Raw genomic sequence first — 16,733 nt, 5'->3', positions numbered from 1 at the left:
GAGACAGAAGGCTTTGCTTGACGAGCGACAGCCTGAAGGGGGTCTAGGCATCCCTCTGGCGTTCCAGGAACTCGAACTTCACTTTCCCATTTTTTAGGATGAGGTAGGCAGAAAAACGACGGCCTTTCCTAGAGACAAATTGAGAAATAAGGTCGGTCTTGCCGGTCTGTAGGACTTTGATCATTTGATCTTGTGGAATTTCCTTCTGCAGGATGACCTTCCCGATGTTTAGGGTGCACTCTTTTGCGAGCATCCTATTACAGCAATAGGAAAATCCAGTGTCATAAACCTTCCCCTCATGGCAAACTGGGCAAGAACCAACGATAGAGGTTGAGGAGAGGATTGCCTGTTTTCTTTCCATTTCCGAATAGGAATCTCCAAAATCAAAACTTACCTTGAAGGCGTTATCTAGCTTGATTTTAGCTACGAAGGAATTCCCATTTTTGCTGCGAAATCCCTCCAGGGGACCAATGGATCCTGTTTCAAGTAGGCCACGGATTTCTTCAGGAGTGAATTGTCTTCCAGCAACGTTTTTCCAGAACAAAAGCCCGCAGCTTTTGCACTCGTAAGTGTGAAAGGATTCCGAAAAACTCGTAGCGTGGCATTTGGGGCATCGAGCTTCTAGATCTTGACAGTTTTTTTTCGAAGAAAGTTCAAAAAATCTTCTCGTCTTCTCCACAATTTTTTCTGCAAATCGGCGTATCTCCCCCATGAAGGCGTCACGATCAAATTGGTCCGCTTCTATGCGTTTGAGCTTATACTCCCATTCTCCTGTAAGTTCTGGGAAACATAGGTCCTGGATTCCAATATCGCGTAATAAGGTCATCAGCATTATACCTTTAGCAGTAGCTATCAGCCTGCGTCCCTGGCGCGTTACGTAGCCATCAGTCACCAATCCTTCAATAATCTGTGCTCGTGTAGCAGGAGTTCCCAAACCACGTTGATGCATGGCCTCTCGTAATGCCTCTTCCTCAAGCAATTTTCCGGCGCCTTCCATGGCGGAGAGCAATGTGGCTTCCGAATAACGAGCTGGCGGTTTGGTTTGGTGTTCAACCACTTCCATTTTCGTAGCTAAAAGCGTTCCTGCATGTATCGGCGCAAGCACTTCCTGGCTAGGGAGCTGTTTGCCATAGACAGAAAGCCATCCCAAATCGATGGGGGTTTTTCCTTCGCTCTGAAAACTTTCCCCTTCCACGGTGGTAGTACGAGTAGTTAATTGGAACTGGGCAGCAGGATAAAAAGCTGCAACCAACCGACGTCTAATCATGTCATAAACTCTTGTTTCCATCTCGTCTAAATTTCTAGGTGTTACCCCAGTAGGGATAATAGCGTGGTGGTCGGTCACTTTTGCATTATCAAAGACACGCTTAATTGGTTTGACCCAATCTTGGGCCAACGCTTTTTTAGCATAAACGTGTAACTTTCCTTCCTTGATAGACTCTAAAGCGGAACGTACGACTGGAAGATAGTCTTCCGGCAAGTACCTAGAATCTGTCCTTGGGTAAGTCAAAGCCTTATGGCGCTCGTAAAGTGTCTGCACAATTTGAAGCGTTCTACGCGCACTAAGAGAATGGCGGATATTTGCTTCTTTTTGAAGGGAGGTGAGATCATAGAGTAGGGGAGCACTTTGCGAAGATTCCTTTTTTTCCTCAACTGCAATTCCTTGTCCGCCTTGACACTTAGCCTGAATAGCCTCCGCCTTTTTTCTGTCCCACAGTCTCTCTGCGCGATCGTCTTCATCGCCGCCTCTTTGAAAGAGGGGATCGAACCATCGTCCCCAGTATTCTTCCTCTTTACAACTGAAATTGGCCAGGATTTCAAAATAGGCACGCGGTGTAAAGGAGTGGATTTTTTCCTCTCGCTCTACCAGAATGCTAAGCGTAGGTGTTTGTACACGCCCTACTGGTGTAAGTCGAAACCTCCCAGATCCGGAGTTAAAGACTGTCATTGCACGTGTTCCGTTAATGCCCACTAGCCAATCGCCCTCAGAACGGCAAATAGCTGCCTCTCCTAGCGGAAAGACATCCTTTTCCCGCCGTAAGTTTTGGAATCCTGCACGAATTGCCTCACCGGTCATGGATTGTAGCCAAAGTCTGCGAGTTGGCTTGTGATTTTTAGCAAGCCGCATGAGGTAGCGAAAAACGAGCTCCCCTTCACGTCCAGCATCACAGGCATTGATAACTTCTACAACGTCTTGGCGATGAAGTAATTTACAAATTAGTTGAAAACGGCCTACCGTCTTTTTAATCGGCTTCAGCCCAAAGCTGGAGGGAATAATAGGAAGGTTAGAAAAATCCCATTTCCTGTTTTTTTTGTCTGTCTCATTTGGTAAACAAAGCTCAACAAGATGGCCGATAGCAGATGTAATCACATACTGCTCGTTCTCAAAGTAATCGCCTTTTTTAGATAACTTCCCAAGTACACGTGCTAGGCTAGTTGCAACGCTGGGTTTTTCTGCAATAACGAGGCTCTTTCCCATTTATCGGAGGATCTTTCAGTCAATATGATATGTGGAAACGAAGGAAAAGCGTCGGCGTCGATGGATAAAACAACGAACCATGACATACAGAGACCCAGAGATAGAAAGCTTTACATGAGGAGCACCGAGACAGACACGGCCTGGCCCCTTGCACCCCATCCCCGGAATGTGTCAGAAATAGGCAGGGCAGTAAAGCGCGTTTCATCTGTGTATGTTTTTCCCACCACAAATCTCAGCGACTTCGGCTGGAGTAACCACTAACGTTTCCTTTCTTGCTTCTAGAAAACCCTTCCGTTTATCCAAAGCATCAAATAAGGAAAGGCCAGCAGCTGGAATTTTGCCTAGGAGGGAATATAAACCTTACCGCGACGACCTATAAGCCTACCTCCCTTACCTGCGGGCCTCTATAGCAATTTCTGCTGATTGTTCTTATCCTCCAATCTTTCTCCGTTCTAGGGAGTAGGGAGGACCTCCCGGTTGCAAAAAGTTCCATTCCTGATCTGGTGAATCTGTTCTCCTGGAACACCTGTGTTTTGGCTGGAGGGACAATTCTAAGTTGAAAAAAGACCTCTTTCCTCAAACGAAAGTCCAGCAGTCTGCGCGGAGCCATGTGGGGTCCGTTTTCTACCTACTGTCTGCGGCGATATGTACAATTTTACGGTACGGCACTCTCTTACCACTGGAATGAGTGGAATGAGCAGTGCACCTGAACTCCAGATTAATTGTCCAATTTGCTTTGACGTATATCCCAAATTGGCCTATGGACTTCCCCCTTCAGCTATGAAGAAAGATACTCACCCTGGATATGAAATGACAGAAATTTCCTGCGCCTGTGGAGCAGTGTATCGCACCCGCTCCACCAGGAGGAATGTTAAAGTTGGGATCTGTGCTGCATGTCACCCACTCTTTACCGGAGAACAGAGGTTTGTAGACACCGCGGGGCGTGTGGAAAGATTTGCTCGCCGTTATGGCAGCCTGCACACTTCTCGCCCTGCTAGACCTAAGAGGGTTTCGGCTTAGCTCAAATCCATCTCTGAAGCAGCTTTTGCTGCGGTGTGTAGGGAAAACTCTCCCCTCAGCTTCTCCAGCGTGGCGCTTCTCCACCCGCGCGCTGCACTTAATTAATGGATCTTTCCCAGCTAATTGAAAAAAAAATCTCCCGACTTACTGAATTGGAACATGAATTGGGAAAGTCGGGATTTTTCAGTAATGTTGCCTACGCACGTCAGATTTTGCGTGAACACGCCTGCACTAAGCATCTTGTAAAGACCTGGAAAGCCTTGCTGGATACCCGCAGGCGCATTGCAGAAGATCGGGAATTTGCGGATGGCACTGATCGAGAAATAGCTGAACTAGCGCTTGCTGAAATTGCTGTATTAGAATCCGACAAGGAATACCTCGAACGGGAAGTCCGGATCGGTCTTCTTCCACCAGCTGTTGGTGAAGGCCGTGACGCCATCATAGAGATCCGTGCTGGAACCGGCGGGTTAGAGGCTACTCTTTTCGCTGCCGACCTATACCGTATGTACTGTCGATACTCTGAAGCCAATGAGCTAAAGACAGAAACTATGGACGTCAGCGAGAGCGAACTAGGTGGCCTCAAGGAGGTTACCTTTAAAATGTCAGGTGAGGTAGTCTTTCGCCGATTGCGCTATGAAAGTGGGGTTCATCGTGTGCAGCGTGTGCCTGCCACTGAAACCCAAGGACGCATCCACACTTCCACAGCGACAGTAGCAGTACTTCCAGAGGCACAAGAAATCGACATTGATATTTTCCCTCAAGACCTACGCATTGAGGTCTGCCGGGCAGGCGGTCCTGGAGGACAAGGTGTGAACACCACCGATTCTGCCGTCCAAGTACTCCACGTCCCTACCGGAAAAATTGTCCGCTGTCAAGATGGCCGCAGCCAACAACAGAATAAGGAACGAGCACTCCAAATTCTCCGTAGCCGCCTCCTGGAAGAAAAGCGGCGAGAAGAGGAAAAAAAGTACTCCGCCCATCGTAAAAACCTCATTGGTAGTGGAGGTCGTGGGGAAAAAATACGCACTTATAACTTTCCTCAAAATCGCGTCACTGACCATCGCATCGGCCTCACTCTCTATAGTCTCGACCGCTTTATCGAAGGGGAAATTCATGAGCTTATTGAAGCACTCCAGAATCGAGACCTTGAGGAAAGAGTTAAGCAGAGCTTTGGACCAATTCTTCACCACAATTAGATGACCATTTTGGACACGCTTACCTCTAGTTCGCGCTATTTGGCCAAGTACGGAGTGGAAGATCCTCAGCTCAATGCAGAATATCTTCTTGCCTATATCCTCGGAAAAAAACGCCTTGAGCTCTATCTGGAATTTAGTCAGCACATGAAGGAAGCAGAATGCAGGCTCCTGTGGGAGCTAGTGCATTCTCGAGCAGAACACTGTCCTCTTCAGTATCTCCTGGGCACCTCGGAGTTTTATGGACGTCAGTTCTTCTGTGACTGCCGGGCCATGATTCCCCGTCAGGAGACAGAGCTTCTTGTAGAATTGGCCCTTCCATCTCTTCTCTACTTGGATAGGCCAATTGCCCTCTTGGATGTTGGGACCGGTTCTGGAGTTATTGCTGCAACTTTGGCTATGGAGTTGCCATGGGCCTCCGTAGATGCCACAGATATTTCCCCTAACGCCTTAATGCTTGCTGCAGAAAATTTAGAAAAACACCGTCTTGCAGAACGTGTTCAACTTCAACAAGTAGACCTTCTCCCAATGCATAGAATTCGTCGTTATGAGGCAGTTTTCGCTAATCTCCCATATATTCCAACTGAAGAAATTGCTACGCTTCCTCTGGAGGTCCAACATGAACCTGTAGAGGCCCTAGATGGAGGTCCAAGAGGAATAGCTACGATCGAGCGCTTAATCGAAGCTGCAGCAACCTGTCTCCACCCAGGAGGATGGCTTTGGCTGGAAATCGGCAGCCGACAAAAAGAAGTCACTATATCCTTCCTAAGAAAAAGTGGGTTCGGCGAAATTAATGTTCATAGGGACTACAACAAGTTTCCACGGTTCGTTTCTGCGAGAAAATAATGTCCCTATGGACAGGATCTTTATCCATGGCGGTCGTCCTCTCCGAGGGACAGTAAAAATTGGAGGTTCTAAGAACTCAGCATTGCCTATCCTGGCAGCTACCTTGCTGACTCGGGGTAAGTGTACCATTAGTCGTGTGCCGGATTTAAGCGATATCCACTATATGCTTACCATTCTAAGTACACTGGGTTGTGAAGTAGAAAGAGCCAGCGGAATTGTTCGGGTTTGCGCTCAAAAAATATGCACTCAGGCACTCTATGATACTGTTCGAAAAATGAGAGCCTCTATTTGCATCATAGGGCCCCTGTTAGGGCGGGAGGGCGAAGCCACGGTTTCATTACCAGGAGGATGTGTAATCGGGGACCGCCCCATTGACCTTCATCTGAGGGGATTTGAAAAACTGGGTACAGCTATCCGAATGCAAGGAGGCAACATAAAAGCCCTAGCTCCTCGACTTAAGGGCAACACCATTTTTTTGCGCGGTAAGCACGGATCCACAGTTCTAGGTACAGACAATGTTATGATGGCAGCTGCGTTAGCTGACGGTATTACAGTAATCGAGGGCGCTGCTGAAGAGCCAGAGGTTGTTGATCTAGCAAGTTTTCTTGTAAAAATGGGTGCCTGTATTGAAGGTGCTGGAACTTCTCGCATTGTGATTGAAGGTGTCAAAGAGCTATATGGGGCAGAACATGAAATTATTCCCGATCGGATTGAAGCTGGAACTTTTCTTGTAGCTGCCGCCATTTGTGGAGAAGGGGTCACAGTTCAGCATGTTGCTCCTCAACACTTGCAAAGTGTCACTGAAACACTAAGAAAGACTGGGCTACGGATAGAAATAGGTACAAACTCCATCACCCTTCATAAGAGGGGGAAAAGCCAACCCCTTAAGGTTGATGCCAAGCCACATCCTGGATTTCCCACGGACATGCAGGCTCAGATGTGCGCCCTTCTAAGTACCACTGAGGGCCTAAGTACTGTAACGGATCATATTTTTCCACGGCGCTTCATGCATCTTGCAGAATTAAAACGCATGGGAGCTAACATAGAACTAGAAGGAGCTACTGCTACTATACGGGGTGTACCTATTCTAGGAGCAGCTCCAGTTATGGCCAGTGACCTGCGGGCTTCTGCTGCTCTTATCCTGGCAGGACTTCAAGCAGAAGGGATTACCGAAGTTCACCGGGTCTATCACATTGACCGTGGCTATGAAAGGATTGACGAGAAGTTCAATGGCCTAGGAGCCCACATCGAGCGAGTGAAAACTTCATCCCTCCGCTAGTCCAACGTAGTAAAAATAACAAAGAGAGGCTCCCTGTACTTTTGCTTCATTTGCGGTGAATGCGCCTGTCATTTCTATCGGTAATAGACAGCTGGGCGGCGGTAGACTTCTTTTTATACTTGGTCCATGTGTAATTGAATCACGCCCATTTCTCATCCAAGTAGCCCAAAGGATCCGTGAGATTTGTGACAGGGAAGGAGCCCCGTTTATTTTTAAGGCTTCTTACGACAAGGCAAATCGCTCTTCTCTCCAATCCTTTCGAGGCATTGGCATAGAAGAAGGTTGTAAGCTTCTCCAAGAGGTTGGACGAGACATTGGAGCACCTGTCACTACAGATGTCCACTCCCCAGCAGAGGTTGAAACTGCGGCTCCTTACATTGACATGCTTCAAATCCCTGCTTTTCTCTGTCGGCAGACAGATCTCATCCTTGCTGCTGCCTCTACTGGGCGTGTCATAAACGTTAAAAAAGGTCAGTTTCTTTCCCCTTGGGAAATTCGAAACATTGCTGAGAAATTGGAGAAAGGCGGCTGCAAAAGGTACCTCTTTACCGAAAGAGGAACTACTTTTGGTTACAACAACTTGGTTGCAGATATGCGTTCCATTTTTTGGATACGCGAAATGAACTACCATGTAATGTTTGACGCCACCCACGCAGTGCAGCGCCCAGGTGGTGCAGGAACAAGTAGCTCAGGAGATAGGCATCTAGTCCCCGTATTAGCTCGAGCAGCAGTAGCCGCTGGTTGTGACGGCGTTTTTCTGGAAACGCATCCTAATCCCGAACGCGCCCTCTCCGATGGTCTCAGCCAGTTACCCCTTTCGGGACTGGCTTCTCTCCTCCGAACTCTCCAGGCTATTCATTTATGTAATGCCTAGAGTTTTGTTGCTGGCAAATTTCCTCTGTTCTACTCTCTTCCCTTTTGAAGAGTCGTCCCGTCTTGTTCCAAACGGTAAACTGGATCTCCCTGTCCCGCTAAATGAAGACGTTATTGGTATCCGGGTTCCCTACTACAATGAAATGGGAAGGTTGGAGGCACAGTTTGACGCCCACCTTGTTCGTAAAACAGATGAAACCCATGCCATTTTTACGGATTTGGTAGTCTATTTACTTGAAGAAAACAACCATCCCTTCCACATCGACATACCTTCAGGCACCCTCGACCTTTACACCCATATTCTTTCTGGCTGCGGCGGCATCATCCTCCATCGCCGCGGCATATGTGCCGTTGCCCAAAGTGTCGTATTCCTGGCAAGGGAACGCCTTGTTAGTCTCAAAGGAGACGTGAAGATAACTATTCACAATAGTGGTCAACCAACCGGAATTTTGCAAACTTGGAAATGACCTTCCCTCAGTTCCTCCTGTTCCTTCTTTCCTACACTTCTCAGTGCCACTCTGCCTACACTTTAGTCGATAACGATTGTGACACTTTCATCACTCCCACCACACATTTGAGTGCTGTATCTAGCCAACTGAACCCGGAAGACAGTTGTTGTTCTGCAACGAAAGACAGTATCGAGATCGCTTGTACAAGGGAGGCTACTTTTAGAGATAAGACCAACATAGCCGAGTTCTTTGGTCGAGTCATTGTCAGGGGCCCTCAATTTGCACTTTGTTGTGATCACCTGATTCTTACCTTGAGAAGGGACCATCAAGGTATCCAACATGCTGAGGCAATTGGTAATGTAGTTGTCATCCAAGAAAATGCTAACTCTGAGGGACAAACTGTCCGCTCTATTGGCCGTGCTGGGCGAGCTCACTATGATTCCCTTACTGGGAATCTTTTCCTTACTGAGTGGCCGCAACTTCGGCAGGGGGCTAATAACCACATCGCTATGGGCAAAAAAACTAGAATGATCCTTAATAAGGACGGACATAGCAGCACCATTGGACAAAGTAAGACAGTAGTTGTTGAAGGGTTGCAAGATAGCTAGAATTTCCTTTGACTAAGAAATGAAAAATGGGTACCGCCTTTCCTCTTGCTCAAGCAACTGCTATTGACAATCTAGTCTCTGACCAGCACATCCTTTATGCCGAGAGGTTGGTTAAGGTATATGGCAGACGTACTGTGGTCAATGGGGTAGACATTGGCGTGCGGGCAGGAGAGATTGTAGGTCTGCTGGGTCCCAACGGGGCTGGAAAAACTACCACGTTTTACATGGTTGTAGGGTTGACTCGTCCAGATGGAGGAAGAGTGTTTCTCGGAGGTAAAGATGTCACTAATATGCCTATGTACCGTCGGGCTCGGCAGGGTATGGGATATTTACCTCAGGAGGAAAGTATCTTCCGAAAGCTTACAGTGGAGGAGAATATCTTGGCTATTTTGGAGATAACTTCCATGAGAGCTGAGGAGCGCAGACAGCGCTGTGAACAACTCCTCAATCAGTTTGGTATTGGACACCTTGCTAAAAACTATGCCCTGACGCTAAGTGGAGGGGAGAAACGGCGCCTTACTATCGCCAGGTCCCTGGTTACCAATCCTTCTCTCCTTCTGCTAGATGAACCATTTAGTGGAGTGGATCCCATCGCAGTTCATGATATCCAACAGATTATTACCAACTTGCGCACTTCTGGACTGGCCATCCTGATTACCGACCACAACGTACGCGAAACCCTTAACATCGTGGACCGCGCTTATCTCCTCTACGAAGGACGGGTAGAAAGTGAGGGAAACAAAGATTTTCTCCTCAATGATCCCATTAGTCGAAAGCTTTACCTTGGAGAGACATTCACCATGTGACAGATCGATCCCATTTTATAACCGTTGGGCATTTCTATGCTACACATCTGAAGCGTTTGGGACTCTCCTTGGAAGGTAATGTTTCACAAGGGATGGAACGTCGGATCATGGAACCTACTATCAACCGCCCCGGTTTAGCTCTCAGTGGATTCTATAATTACTTTGCCTCCAAGCGAATACAAGTAATTGGCGCAGCCGAACAGAGCTATTTGCGCAGCCTAGAAATAAAACTTCTTGCTTGCCGCTTGCGCGGTCTGTTTGCCAATAACATCCCTTGCTTAATAGTGGCGCGAGGGTTCAGCGTTTCTTCGCTGCTACTGGAAGAGGCACAGCACCATGGAACACCTGTTTTCCGTACCAATATGGTTACCATGCGGTTTATTAATGCGGCTACCATTGCACTCGAGTTTGAATTTGCCCCAACGTTAACCGAGCATGGTAGCATGGTGGACATTTTGGGTGTTGGAGTGCTTATACGTGGAGCAAGCGGAATTGGAAAAAGTGAATGTGTGCTCGGCCTTATCGAACGCGGATACAGCTTGGTCAGCGATGATATTACAAGAATCCGTTTTGTAGAAGGACGTGAGCTAGTTGGAATGGCCTCTGATATCACCAAATTCCATATGGAAGTTCGAGGGATTGGAATTATCAACGTAGCCGCAGTTTTTGGGATCGGTAGCGTCCGCATTGAAAAAAGAGTCGATCTTGTTGTTACGCTGAAGGACTGGCGCGAACTAGAAGATGTAGATAGAATTGGGCTAGACACAGATTTTTATGATATTTTGGGGGTCAAAATTCCCCATGTCATACTGCCAGTAAAAATGGGGCGCGATATGGGCAGATTAGTGGAAGTCGCTGCTCTGGACCAGAAACTAAAAAGCATGGGTTCAAACAGCGCAGTGGAATTTAATCAGCGGTTACTACAGATTATGAGCGTTCACCGAGCAAAGTAAAATGAGACCACCCGCACGTCAAAAGAAGGTTAACATAGTAGTTTCTCCGCGGCTAGAAAAGGAGGTCATTATCCAGAATCAGAACGGACTACATGTGCGTCCAGCTGCCCTCTTTGTTAAACTTGCCAGCAAACACCACGTGGACCTCTGGGTAGAAAGGGACGGGGAGCGGGTCAATGGGAAGTCAATTATGGGTCTTATGATGCTTGCTGCTTGTAAGGGGACCAAGTTGAAACTCCTTGCAGAAGGAGCGGACTCTGAAAAAGCTATTTCTGAGATCCAAGAGCTTATAGAAAGCCGTTTCGGTGAAGAATGACTGGTAGAATGGCGTTAGAGTACTTACTTACCTGGTAGAAAATGTGACACAACACTCTAGTATGCAGAGTGGAGGTGTGGGGGAGTATTCTTTTCATGGGATCCCCATCGCAGAAGGAATCTGCCATGGGAAAGCCTTCATTTACCGACACGAGGATGAACAAACCCCGATTCGGCAAATTGCGTTGGAGGATCTTCCACAGGAGATTGAAAAATTCGAGATGGCTCGTATTGCTACCAGAGCTGAGATCTTGGGAATCCAACGGAAAATTGCTAGCGCTATTGGCGCGAAGGATGCCAGTATCTTTGAAGCTCATCTTCTTGTAGTAGAAGATCACACGCTTGTTGATGAGGTCCTAAAAACGTTAGAGCGCGAGCTGAAGAACGTTGAGCATGTTTTCGATCGAGTGGTAGAACGTTACTGCAGAACCCTGCATGACATCGGTGATCCATTTCTCCGCGAACGAGTGGCAGACATTGAAGACGTTCGCAGGCGGATGCTTCGGCATATGCTGGGTAAGTTTCACCTCCACAAGCTTGATGAGATTTCGAAAGGCTCTTACATTGTGATTGCCCATAGTCTCTCTCCAGCCGATACTGTTCTCCTTTATACGAAAGCCGTATTAGGCTGCGCAACAGAGGTTGGTAGTAGAAATTCCCACACGGCAATCATTATCCGTTCGCTTAATATTCCTTCCATTTTTGGGATAATAGGTATTTGCAGCAGGGTTAGAACAGGTGATGAAATTTTACTAGATGGCTACAGAGGCAGCCTCATCCATAATCCTGCAGTAGAGACGCTTGACCATTACGGAAAGCTTGCCAACCAGAAAGAAGCAGTGGAGGAGCGCCTAGAGTCTATCCGCAACACACTTTCTATCACTAGAGACGGCTTCCATATTATCCTCTCTGCCAATATTGGGCTATTGGCAGAAGTAGAGGACGTCCATAAAAACGGAGCTGAGGGGGTTGGTCTTTATCGGACAGAATTTCTTTTTCTCAATCGATCTATCCCACCATCTGAGGAAGAACAATACCAAAACTACCGCCTTGTTGCGCAGCGCACAAAACCGTACGGAGTTATCATCCGTACTGTAGATGCCGGAGGTGACAAAACCGTCGAGAGTTTGCATCCGGAAAAGGAACAGAACCCCTCCCTAGGCTGCCGAGCCATCCGTTTCTGTCTCCAGCACCCAAATTTTTTTAAAAAACAGCTTCGGGCCATTCTGCGCGCCGCCGTCGAAACAAACATCCGTCTGCTCTATCCAATGATCTCCGGTATCACCGAACTTCGCAGAGCAAACGCTCTACTCAAAGAATCCCAAACCGAACTCCAAGAAGAGGGCATACCATTCCAACAAAACCTAGAAGTGGGAATAATGATCGAGGTTCCCAGCGCTGCGCTGACTGCTCACACCCTCGCTGAAGAGGTAGACTTCTTCAGCATAGGAACCAACGACTTGATCCAGTATACAGTAGCAGTAGACCGGGTCAATGAACAAATCGCGCACCTTTACGATCCCACGCATCCTGCACTTATCCGTCTCATCCAAATGGTGGTCGAAGCTGCGCATGCACGGGGCATCTGGATAGGTCTTTGCGGAGAGATAGCTAGCGATATCCGCCTCACTCCTCTTCTTCTTGGTCTGGGCCTTGACGAACTAAGCGTCGGCACCTCACTTATACCCCGTATTAAAAAAGCTGTGCAAAGTCTGGACATGGGGACATGTATCAGCCTTGCCAAAGCTTCCGTACAAGCTCATTCAAGCGCTGCAATTTTAGAAAAATGTCTTTCTATTGCCAAGTTCCACTACAGCGAACTTCTTGCATAAGACTACTGCGGCACCTGCCGCATGATCGCTACGCAACTTGTAGTTGGACACCTGAGAGCCACGGTGTTTAGGAAATATGATTTGTTTACTGTCCCCTGCCCATTCTACACTAGTTTCTTTCTCATATCGATCTCATTTTGATCCTGTAATACCCTTTCCAAAGGCTGGGCGGCCAGCGGAAGAGAAAGAAGTGCTGTAAATGCCAACAAGGATCCACCCTACGTATTTCTTTCTTGCATTTCACCCTAGATTTACGTGCCTTATCGCCCTTTTTTCTTGTAGTCGGATGCCCTTCCTTATTCCAAATAGGAATTGTGATCTTCGCTTGGGATGTGTACTTATCCCTACTGGGATGCTTCTTTTGGAGAAAAAGGAGGCGGTTTTAGCTTTTTCGTAGACACCTTCCGGTCCACGAAACTGCAGGCCTATCTCTATAGGGAGTTGTCTGCAAGAGTGCCACTTTTCTCCAAAAGGGTAATTGGGGCCATAGCTCAACTGGTAGAGCACCTCGATGGCATTGAGGTGGTTTGGGGTTCGAGTCCCCATGGCTCCATAGCCTGAGAACATCCACAAGACCTGGATCAATGCAAAAAGAAAGTGACATCAGGAAAGTTTCATATTAAAGAAGTCCCGGAAGACCCGGATATACACCTCCCATTTCATGGGATGTAGCCACTTTAGTTGAAATTCGTCTGGATCAATCCAACGTAAGGAACGGAATTCACCTGAGGTGTCCCCCATCTTCAGAGAGGTCCTCTCCGAGAGGAGTAGGGCGTGGAAGTAGTGCTGTCGCTGACCAATAATCTTGCCCTTCCTCCATGTTTTTGGGAAGCGATAGTGGTAGGGTCCTTTTGACTGATGGATGCGGTAAAGATAAGGGAGGAGAAGAACTTCCTCTTCGACCTCGCGATAGAGTGCCTCTTCCAGGCTTTCCCCATGCCGAACCCCACCCTGGGGGAATTGCCAACTTCCGGCTATATCACTTCGCTCGCCGATGAGGATTTTTCCATCAGTGTTTTCTAAAATGAGGGCCACATTGGCTCGATATAGGAATTTCATTAGAATGAGATCACACAGTCTGACTCGCTTCGTGCTGCACAGATGTAATTTATTTCCTCAATTCTCTTCGTAAGCGGCAGACATCGCATAACTTCAGCTGATGTTAATGGGGAAGATGGATGGGAATCCTAACATTAATCTGCTATCATGTAAGCCCGCATCTTTTCACCTTCTACGCTTTTTTCTTTTTGGTTCTTCCGATATCGTGAAATTCCTCATTCTTTCCGCTAGCCATGGAGAGGGTCATAATACAGCTGCTAGGAATGTTCGTGATGCCATTCTGAGTGAGTCTCCATATGCTGAGGTCCATGTTATGGACCTTTTTGGCATTGCCCTCCCTCATCTTAATCACTGGATACAACGCTGTTATTCTCTAGCTATCAATCAGTTTACTTTCTTGTGGAAAGTAGCATTTCTTGCTTTTGACCGAGAGGGAACCGTAGAAGCCACACTTCCTTTTTTGGGGCTTGTTAAGCGTGAGCTCAATAGACAGATAGAGAAACTCGGCCCGGATATTATCATCTCCACATACCCTCTTTATAGCTTCCTTATTAGGGGAGTGCGTAAGCACTCCGAAGCCGCTCAAGTACCATTTGTTACAGTTGTGACAGACTCAACAATGATTAACTCAGTGTGGTATCGTTATCCGTCTGACGCTTTTGTCGTCGCTGATGCTTCCACGGCTAGGGTTCTTTCATCGCATGGCGTGGCGATCAGGAGGATACACGTGCTTGGGTTCCCCGTTAGTTTGGATTTTGAAAATATTGTGCCCCTGCCACAGTCAACGCCTCCTCCATGGAAAATCCTCTTTTTGCCATCAACCCGAGTGACACACTCTCTTCGTGTTGCAAGGCTACTCCTAGCGTTGCCAGATATTTACCTGACAATTCTCTCGGGTAAACACCCCCATGTGGCAGAAACCATCCGAGCTAGACTTAATTCAGAAAGACTAAGGACTTTCAGCTGGACAAAACAAGTACCACAGTTACTTGCTTCCCACCATCTTTTCATTGGTAAAGCGGGGGGTGCAATAACTCAGGAAGCCATAGCTGCTCAGTGCCCGATGGTCGTGAGTCATTTTGTTCCAGGACAAGAAGAAGGTAACATTCAACTGATTGAGGAAGCTAAAATTGGAATTCTCGCTGCAGGATCTGTTACTAATATAGGCAATGCGGTAGTCAGAGCATTTTCTGAAGACGCGATCCTATGGAAATTTTGGAAGAAAAACATAGTTAAGGTGAGCTACCCCTCAGCCTCTCGCAAAATCGCTAAACTGCTACTAAAAATGGCAGTGTTCTCTTCTCTGTGACTTGACTCTTTAATTTATTGTACCTAACCCAGCAGAGTTGCAGCCTCGCATGCACTCGTAGCTCAAATTGGACAGAGCATCGGCCTCCGGAGCCGAAGGCTTCGGGTTCAAATCCCGACGAGTGTAGTTTCTTCTGTGAGTTTCTGGGTAGAATCGCCGTCTGGTTCCCACTCCTTGAGTGGGGCCCACGTAGGGAGGGAATCCGTAGGCGCAGACTGCGAGGACATTATCTGACCGGTTTTCCTTAACCTTGCTGCCAACCTTCAACCTGCGATAGACACAAAGAATCTAAAAACTATGTTTGAACTAACAAACGCGAGAGCCACTAGGGAGTTTTGGCTCTACCATCCTTTTTGTCCTTTGCGAAGCTCTACAAGCCATAGGAAGGTCACACAGTAAGGGGGGGTTGTACCTACAAAGCAAGAAGTAAGGGGGGTTTCCTACAGCAAGACCCCCCTAGCACGCGCAACTACACGATAAAGGAGCTCGCTTGCTGAGGCAAAAGCCGGGCATCGATCATAGAGAGTAGCGAAGCCTCTCCATATTCTATCCCCACAAGCGAGCGCATGGAGTACAGCATCCGCTCCCTGTCTACGGTGCTTTCTCTTGCTCTCCAGGAGCTGAATCGAACTCTCAAATTCTTGTCTAGAAACCCCCAAATATTCCCGATCTACGATGATGGACTGATAAGGTATATAGAAAACTCTGTCACCAGTAACTCTACGCCAACGCAACACCTGCCGCTGGCAAAAGCGACAGTCACCGTCGAAAATCAAGAGGGGATATGGAAGAATTGTCAAGGAGGTGGACACCTCAAGTTACTTAGATAAAATGGGAGGGGGTATACTCGTCATATACAGCCGAGCGCAGCCGTCTCGCTAGCAGAACCTACGTGAATTGGAAAGATAAAATTGAGGAAAAAATAAGTTGGATCGCTATCCCAAGATTACTGCGACATGTATCGGCGGCCCAATTTCTAGTGTTTATCCTTGCTAAGCTAGTACCAGGATATTTGGAATACCTAGCTTTAGATCCTTCTGCTGTTCTGCGCGGCCAGCTGTGGAGGATTGTCTCTTGGACGTTTATCCCACAAACTACGAGCTATCTTTGGATCCTGTTTTCCATCCTGTGGCTCTGGTTTCTGGGAGACTTTTTGGAATCCAGCTGGGGTACATTGCGTACAAACATGTTTTTTTGGTTAGGCGTGTTAGGCGGTGTATCTGCTGCATTTTTAACCGGGAATGGTGGAAGCATGTTCAATTGGTACCTCAATCTTTCAATCTTGTTTGCATTTGCCACTCTAGATCCAGAGTATCCAGTCTATTTCTTTTTTCTACCTTGCAAAGTCAAGTGGCTGGCATGGATTAGCATTGCTATTCTCGCCTACCCTTTCTGTCTCTCTTCTATCTTAGGTAAAATAGCTATGATCCTTTCTTTTGGAAACTACCTTGTTTTCTTTGTTCCCGCCGTTCTGCAAGAAGCTCTTTACGGGAGAAAGACTTACAAACGCCGAGTACGACTTTTTCCGTACTCGCACTTAGAGGAAACCCTGCACTATTGTTACACTTGTGGCGCGACAGAAATTTCTGCTCCAGATATGGACTTCCGAGTTTCTTCTTCTAACGGTCGGGAATACTGTTTAAAGCATCTACCATCTGCTCCTGGCAATGAAAGGAATCCCTCACCCCGGAGGGATAATTGATCTTAATTTT

General features: G+C 47.3%; 16 protein-coding genes and 2 tRNA genes. 15 read left to right on the top strand and 3 right to left on the bottom strand.

Annotated elements, in window-relative coordinates; translation table 11 throughout:
• Nucleotides 1–43: 43 nt before the first annotated feature.
• Entirely contained in the window at nt 44–2,479 is a 2,436-nt protein-coding gene (locus AMD24_RS01085) for a DNA topoisomerase III (protein ID WP_062100291.1), read from the bottom strand.
• 780 nt (nt 2,480–3,259) lie between these two features.
• Here AMD24_RS01085 and rpmE point away from each other — a divergent pair.
• From rpmE to AMD24_RS01025, 12 genes are all read left to right on the top strand, one after another.
• Nucleotides 3,260–3,499, top strand: a complete 240-nt coding sequence (gene rpmE / locus AMD24_RS01080; RefSeq protein ID WP_062100840.1) for a 50S ribosomal protein L31 — start codon at nt 3,260–3,262, stop codon at nt 3,497–3,499.
• Nucleotides 3,500–3,603: 104 nt separating this feature from the next.
• Entirely contained in the window at nt 3,604–4,695 is a 1,092-nt protein-coding gene (gene prfA / locus AMD24_RS01075; protein ID WP_062100290.1) for a peptide chain release factor 1, read from the top strand.
• Nucleotides 4,696–5,538 (top strand): peptide chain release factor N(5)-glutamine methyltransferase, encoded by an 843-nt coding sequence (prmC, locus tag AMD24_RS01070; RefSeq protein ID WP_062100289.1) that lies wholly within the window; start codon nt 4,696–4,698, stop codon nt 5,536–5,538.
• 7 nt (nt 5,539–5,545) lie between these two features.
• On the top strand, nt 5,546–6,817 hold the full coding sequence (gene murA / locus AMD24_RS01065; RefSeq protein WP_062100288.1) for a UDP-N-acetylglucosamine 1-carboxyvinyltransferase: 1,272 nt from the start codon (nt 5,546–5,548) through the stop codon (nt 6,815–6,817).
• A gap of 55 nt (nt 6,818–6,872) precedes the next feature.
• Nucleotides 6,873–7,691 (top strand): 3-deoxy-8-phosphooctulonate synthase, encoded by an 819-nt coding sequence (gene kdsA, locus AMD24_RS01060; protein WP_062100287.1) that lies wholly within the window; start codon nt 6,873–6,875, stop codon nt 7,689–7,691.
• Entirely contained in the window at nt 7,684–8,157 is a 474-nt protein-coding gene (locus AMD24_RS01055) for a hypothetical protein (RefSeq protein ID WP_062100286.1), read from the top strand. The genes kdsA and AMD24_RS01055 overlap by 8 nt, the downstream gene beginning before the upstream one ends.
• Nucleotides 8,154–8,747, top strand: a complete 594-nt coding sequence (locus tag AMD24_RS01050; RefSeq protein ID WP_062100285.1) for an LptA/OstA family protein — start codon at nt 8,154–8,156, stop codon at nt 8,745–8,747. The genes AMD24_RS01055 and AMD24_RS01050 overlap by 4 nt, the downstream gene beginning before the upstream one ends.
• Before the next feature lie 26 nt (nt 8,748–8,773).
• Nucleotides 8,774–9,553: an LPS export ABC transporter ATP-binding protein gene (gene lptB / locus AMD24_RS01045; RefSeq protein WP_082382990.1), complete on the top strand. Its 780-nt coding sequence runs from the start codon at nt 8,774–8,776 to the stop codon at nt 9,551–9,553.
• Complete coding sequence (gene hprK, locus AMD24_RS01040; RefSeq protein WP_082382989.1) at nt 9,550–10,506, top strand: HPr(Ser) kinase/phosphatase; 957 nt, start codon at nt 9,550–9,552, stop codon at nt 10,504–10,506. The genes lptB and hprK overlap by 4 nt, the downstream gene beginning before the upstream one ends.
• A gap of 1 nt (nt 10,507) precedes the next feature.
• Nucleotides 10,508–10,822 (top strand): HPr family phosphocarrier protein, encoded by a 315-nt coding sequence (locus AMD24_RS01035; protein ID WP_062100283.1) that lies wholly within the window; start codon nt 10,508–10,510, stop codon nt 10,820–10,822.
• A gap of 61 nt (nt 10,823–10,883) precedes the next feature.
• Nucleotides 10,884–12,653, top strand: a complete 1,770-nt coding sequence (gene ptsP, locus AMD24_RS01030; protein ID WP_062100282.1) for a phosphoenolpyruvate--protein phosphotransferase — start codon at nt 10,884–10,886, stop codon at nt 12,651–12,653.
• 480 nt (nt 12,654–13,133) lie between these two features.
• Nucleotides 13,134–13,206, top strand: a tRNA-Ala gene (locus AMD24_RS01025).
• Between the two features lie 50 nt (nt 13,207–13,256).
• Here the strand turns inward: AMD24_RS01025 and AMD24_RS01020 are convergent.
• Nucleotides 13,257–13,688, bottom strand: a complete 432-nt coding sequence (locus tag AMD24_RS01020; RefSeq protein WP_158404324.1) for an NUDIX domain-containing protein — start codon at nt 13,686–13,688, stop codon at nt 13,257–13,259.
• 139 nt (nt 13,689–13,827) lie between these two features.
• Here AMD24_RS01020 and AMD24_RS01015 point away from each other — a divergent pair, with 139 nt between their 5' ends.
• Both AMD24_RS01015 and AMD24_RS01010 read left to right on the top strand, forming a co-directional pair.
• A complete protein-coding gene (locus AMD24_RS01015; RefSeq protein ID WP_158404322.1) occupies nt 13,828–15,021 on the top strand; it encodes an MGDG synthase family glycosyltransferase in 1,194 nt (397 codons plus the stop codon).
• 51 nt (nt 15,022–15,072) lie between these two features.
• A tRNA-Arg gene (locus AMD24_RS01010) sits at nt 15,073–15,147 on the top strand.
• A gap of 314 nt (nt 15,148–15,461) precedes the next feature.
• Here the strand turns inward: AMD24_RS01010 and AMD24_RS01005 are convergent.
• Entirely contained in the window at nt 15,462–15,797 is a 336-nt protein-coding gene (locus AMD24_RS01005; protein WP_158404320.1) for a thiol-disulfide oxidoreductase DCC family protein, read from the bottom strand.
• 116 nt (nt 15,798–15,913) lie between these two features.
• Between AMD24_RS01005 and AMD24_RS01000 the strand changes: the two genes are divergently transcribed.
• The gene (locus AMD24_RS01000) at nt 15,914–16,723 is read left to right on the top strand and encodes a rhomboid family intramembrane serine protease (RefSeq protein WP_148565162.1); all 810 of its coding nucleotides are present in this window, start codon (nt 15,914–15,916) and stop codon (nt 16,721–16,723) included.
• Nucleotides 16,724–16,733 lie beyond the last annotated feature (10 nt).

Origin of the sequence: Candidatus Xiphinematobacter sp. Idaho Grape, assembly GCF_001318295.1 — a bacterium.
Classification (GTDB): domain Bacteria; phylum Verrucomicrobiota; class Verrucomicrobiia; order Chthoniobacterales; family Xiphinematobacteraceae; genus Xiphinematobacter.
Note: the sequence above shows the minus strand (reverse complement) of the source record. Positions and strands in the feature narration are given on the sequence as shown.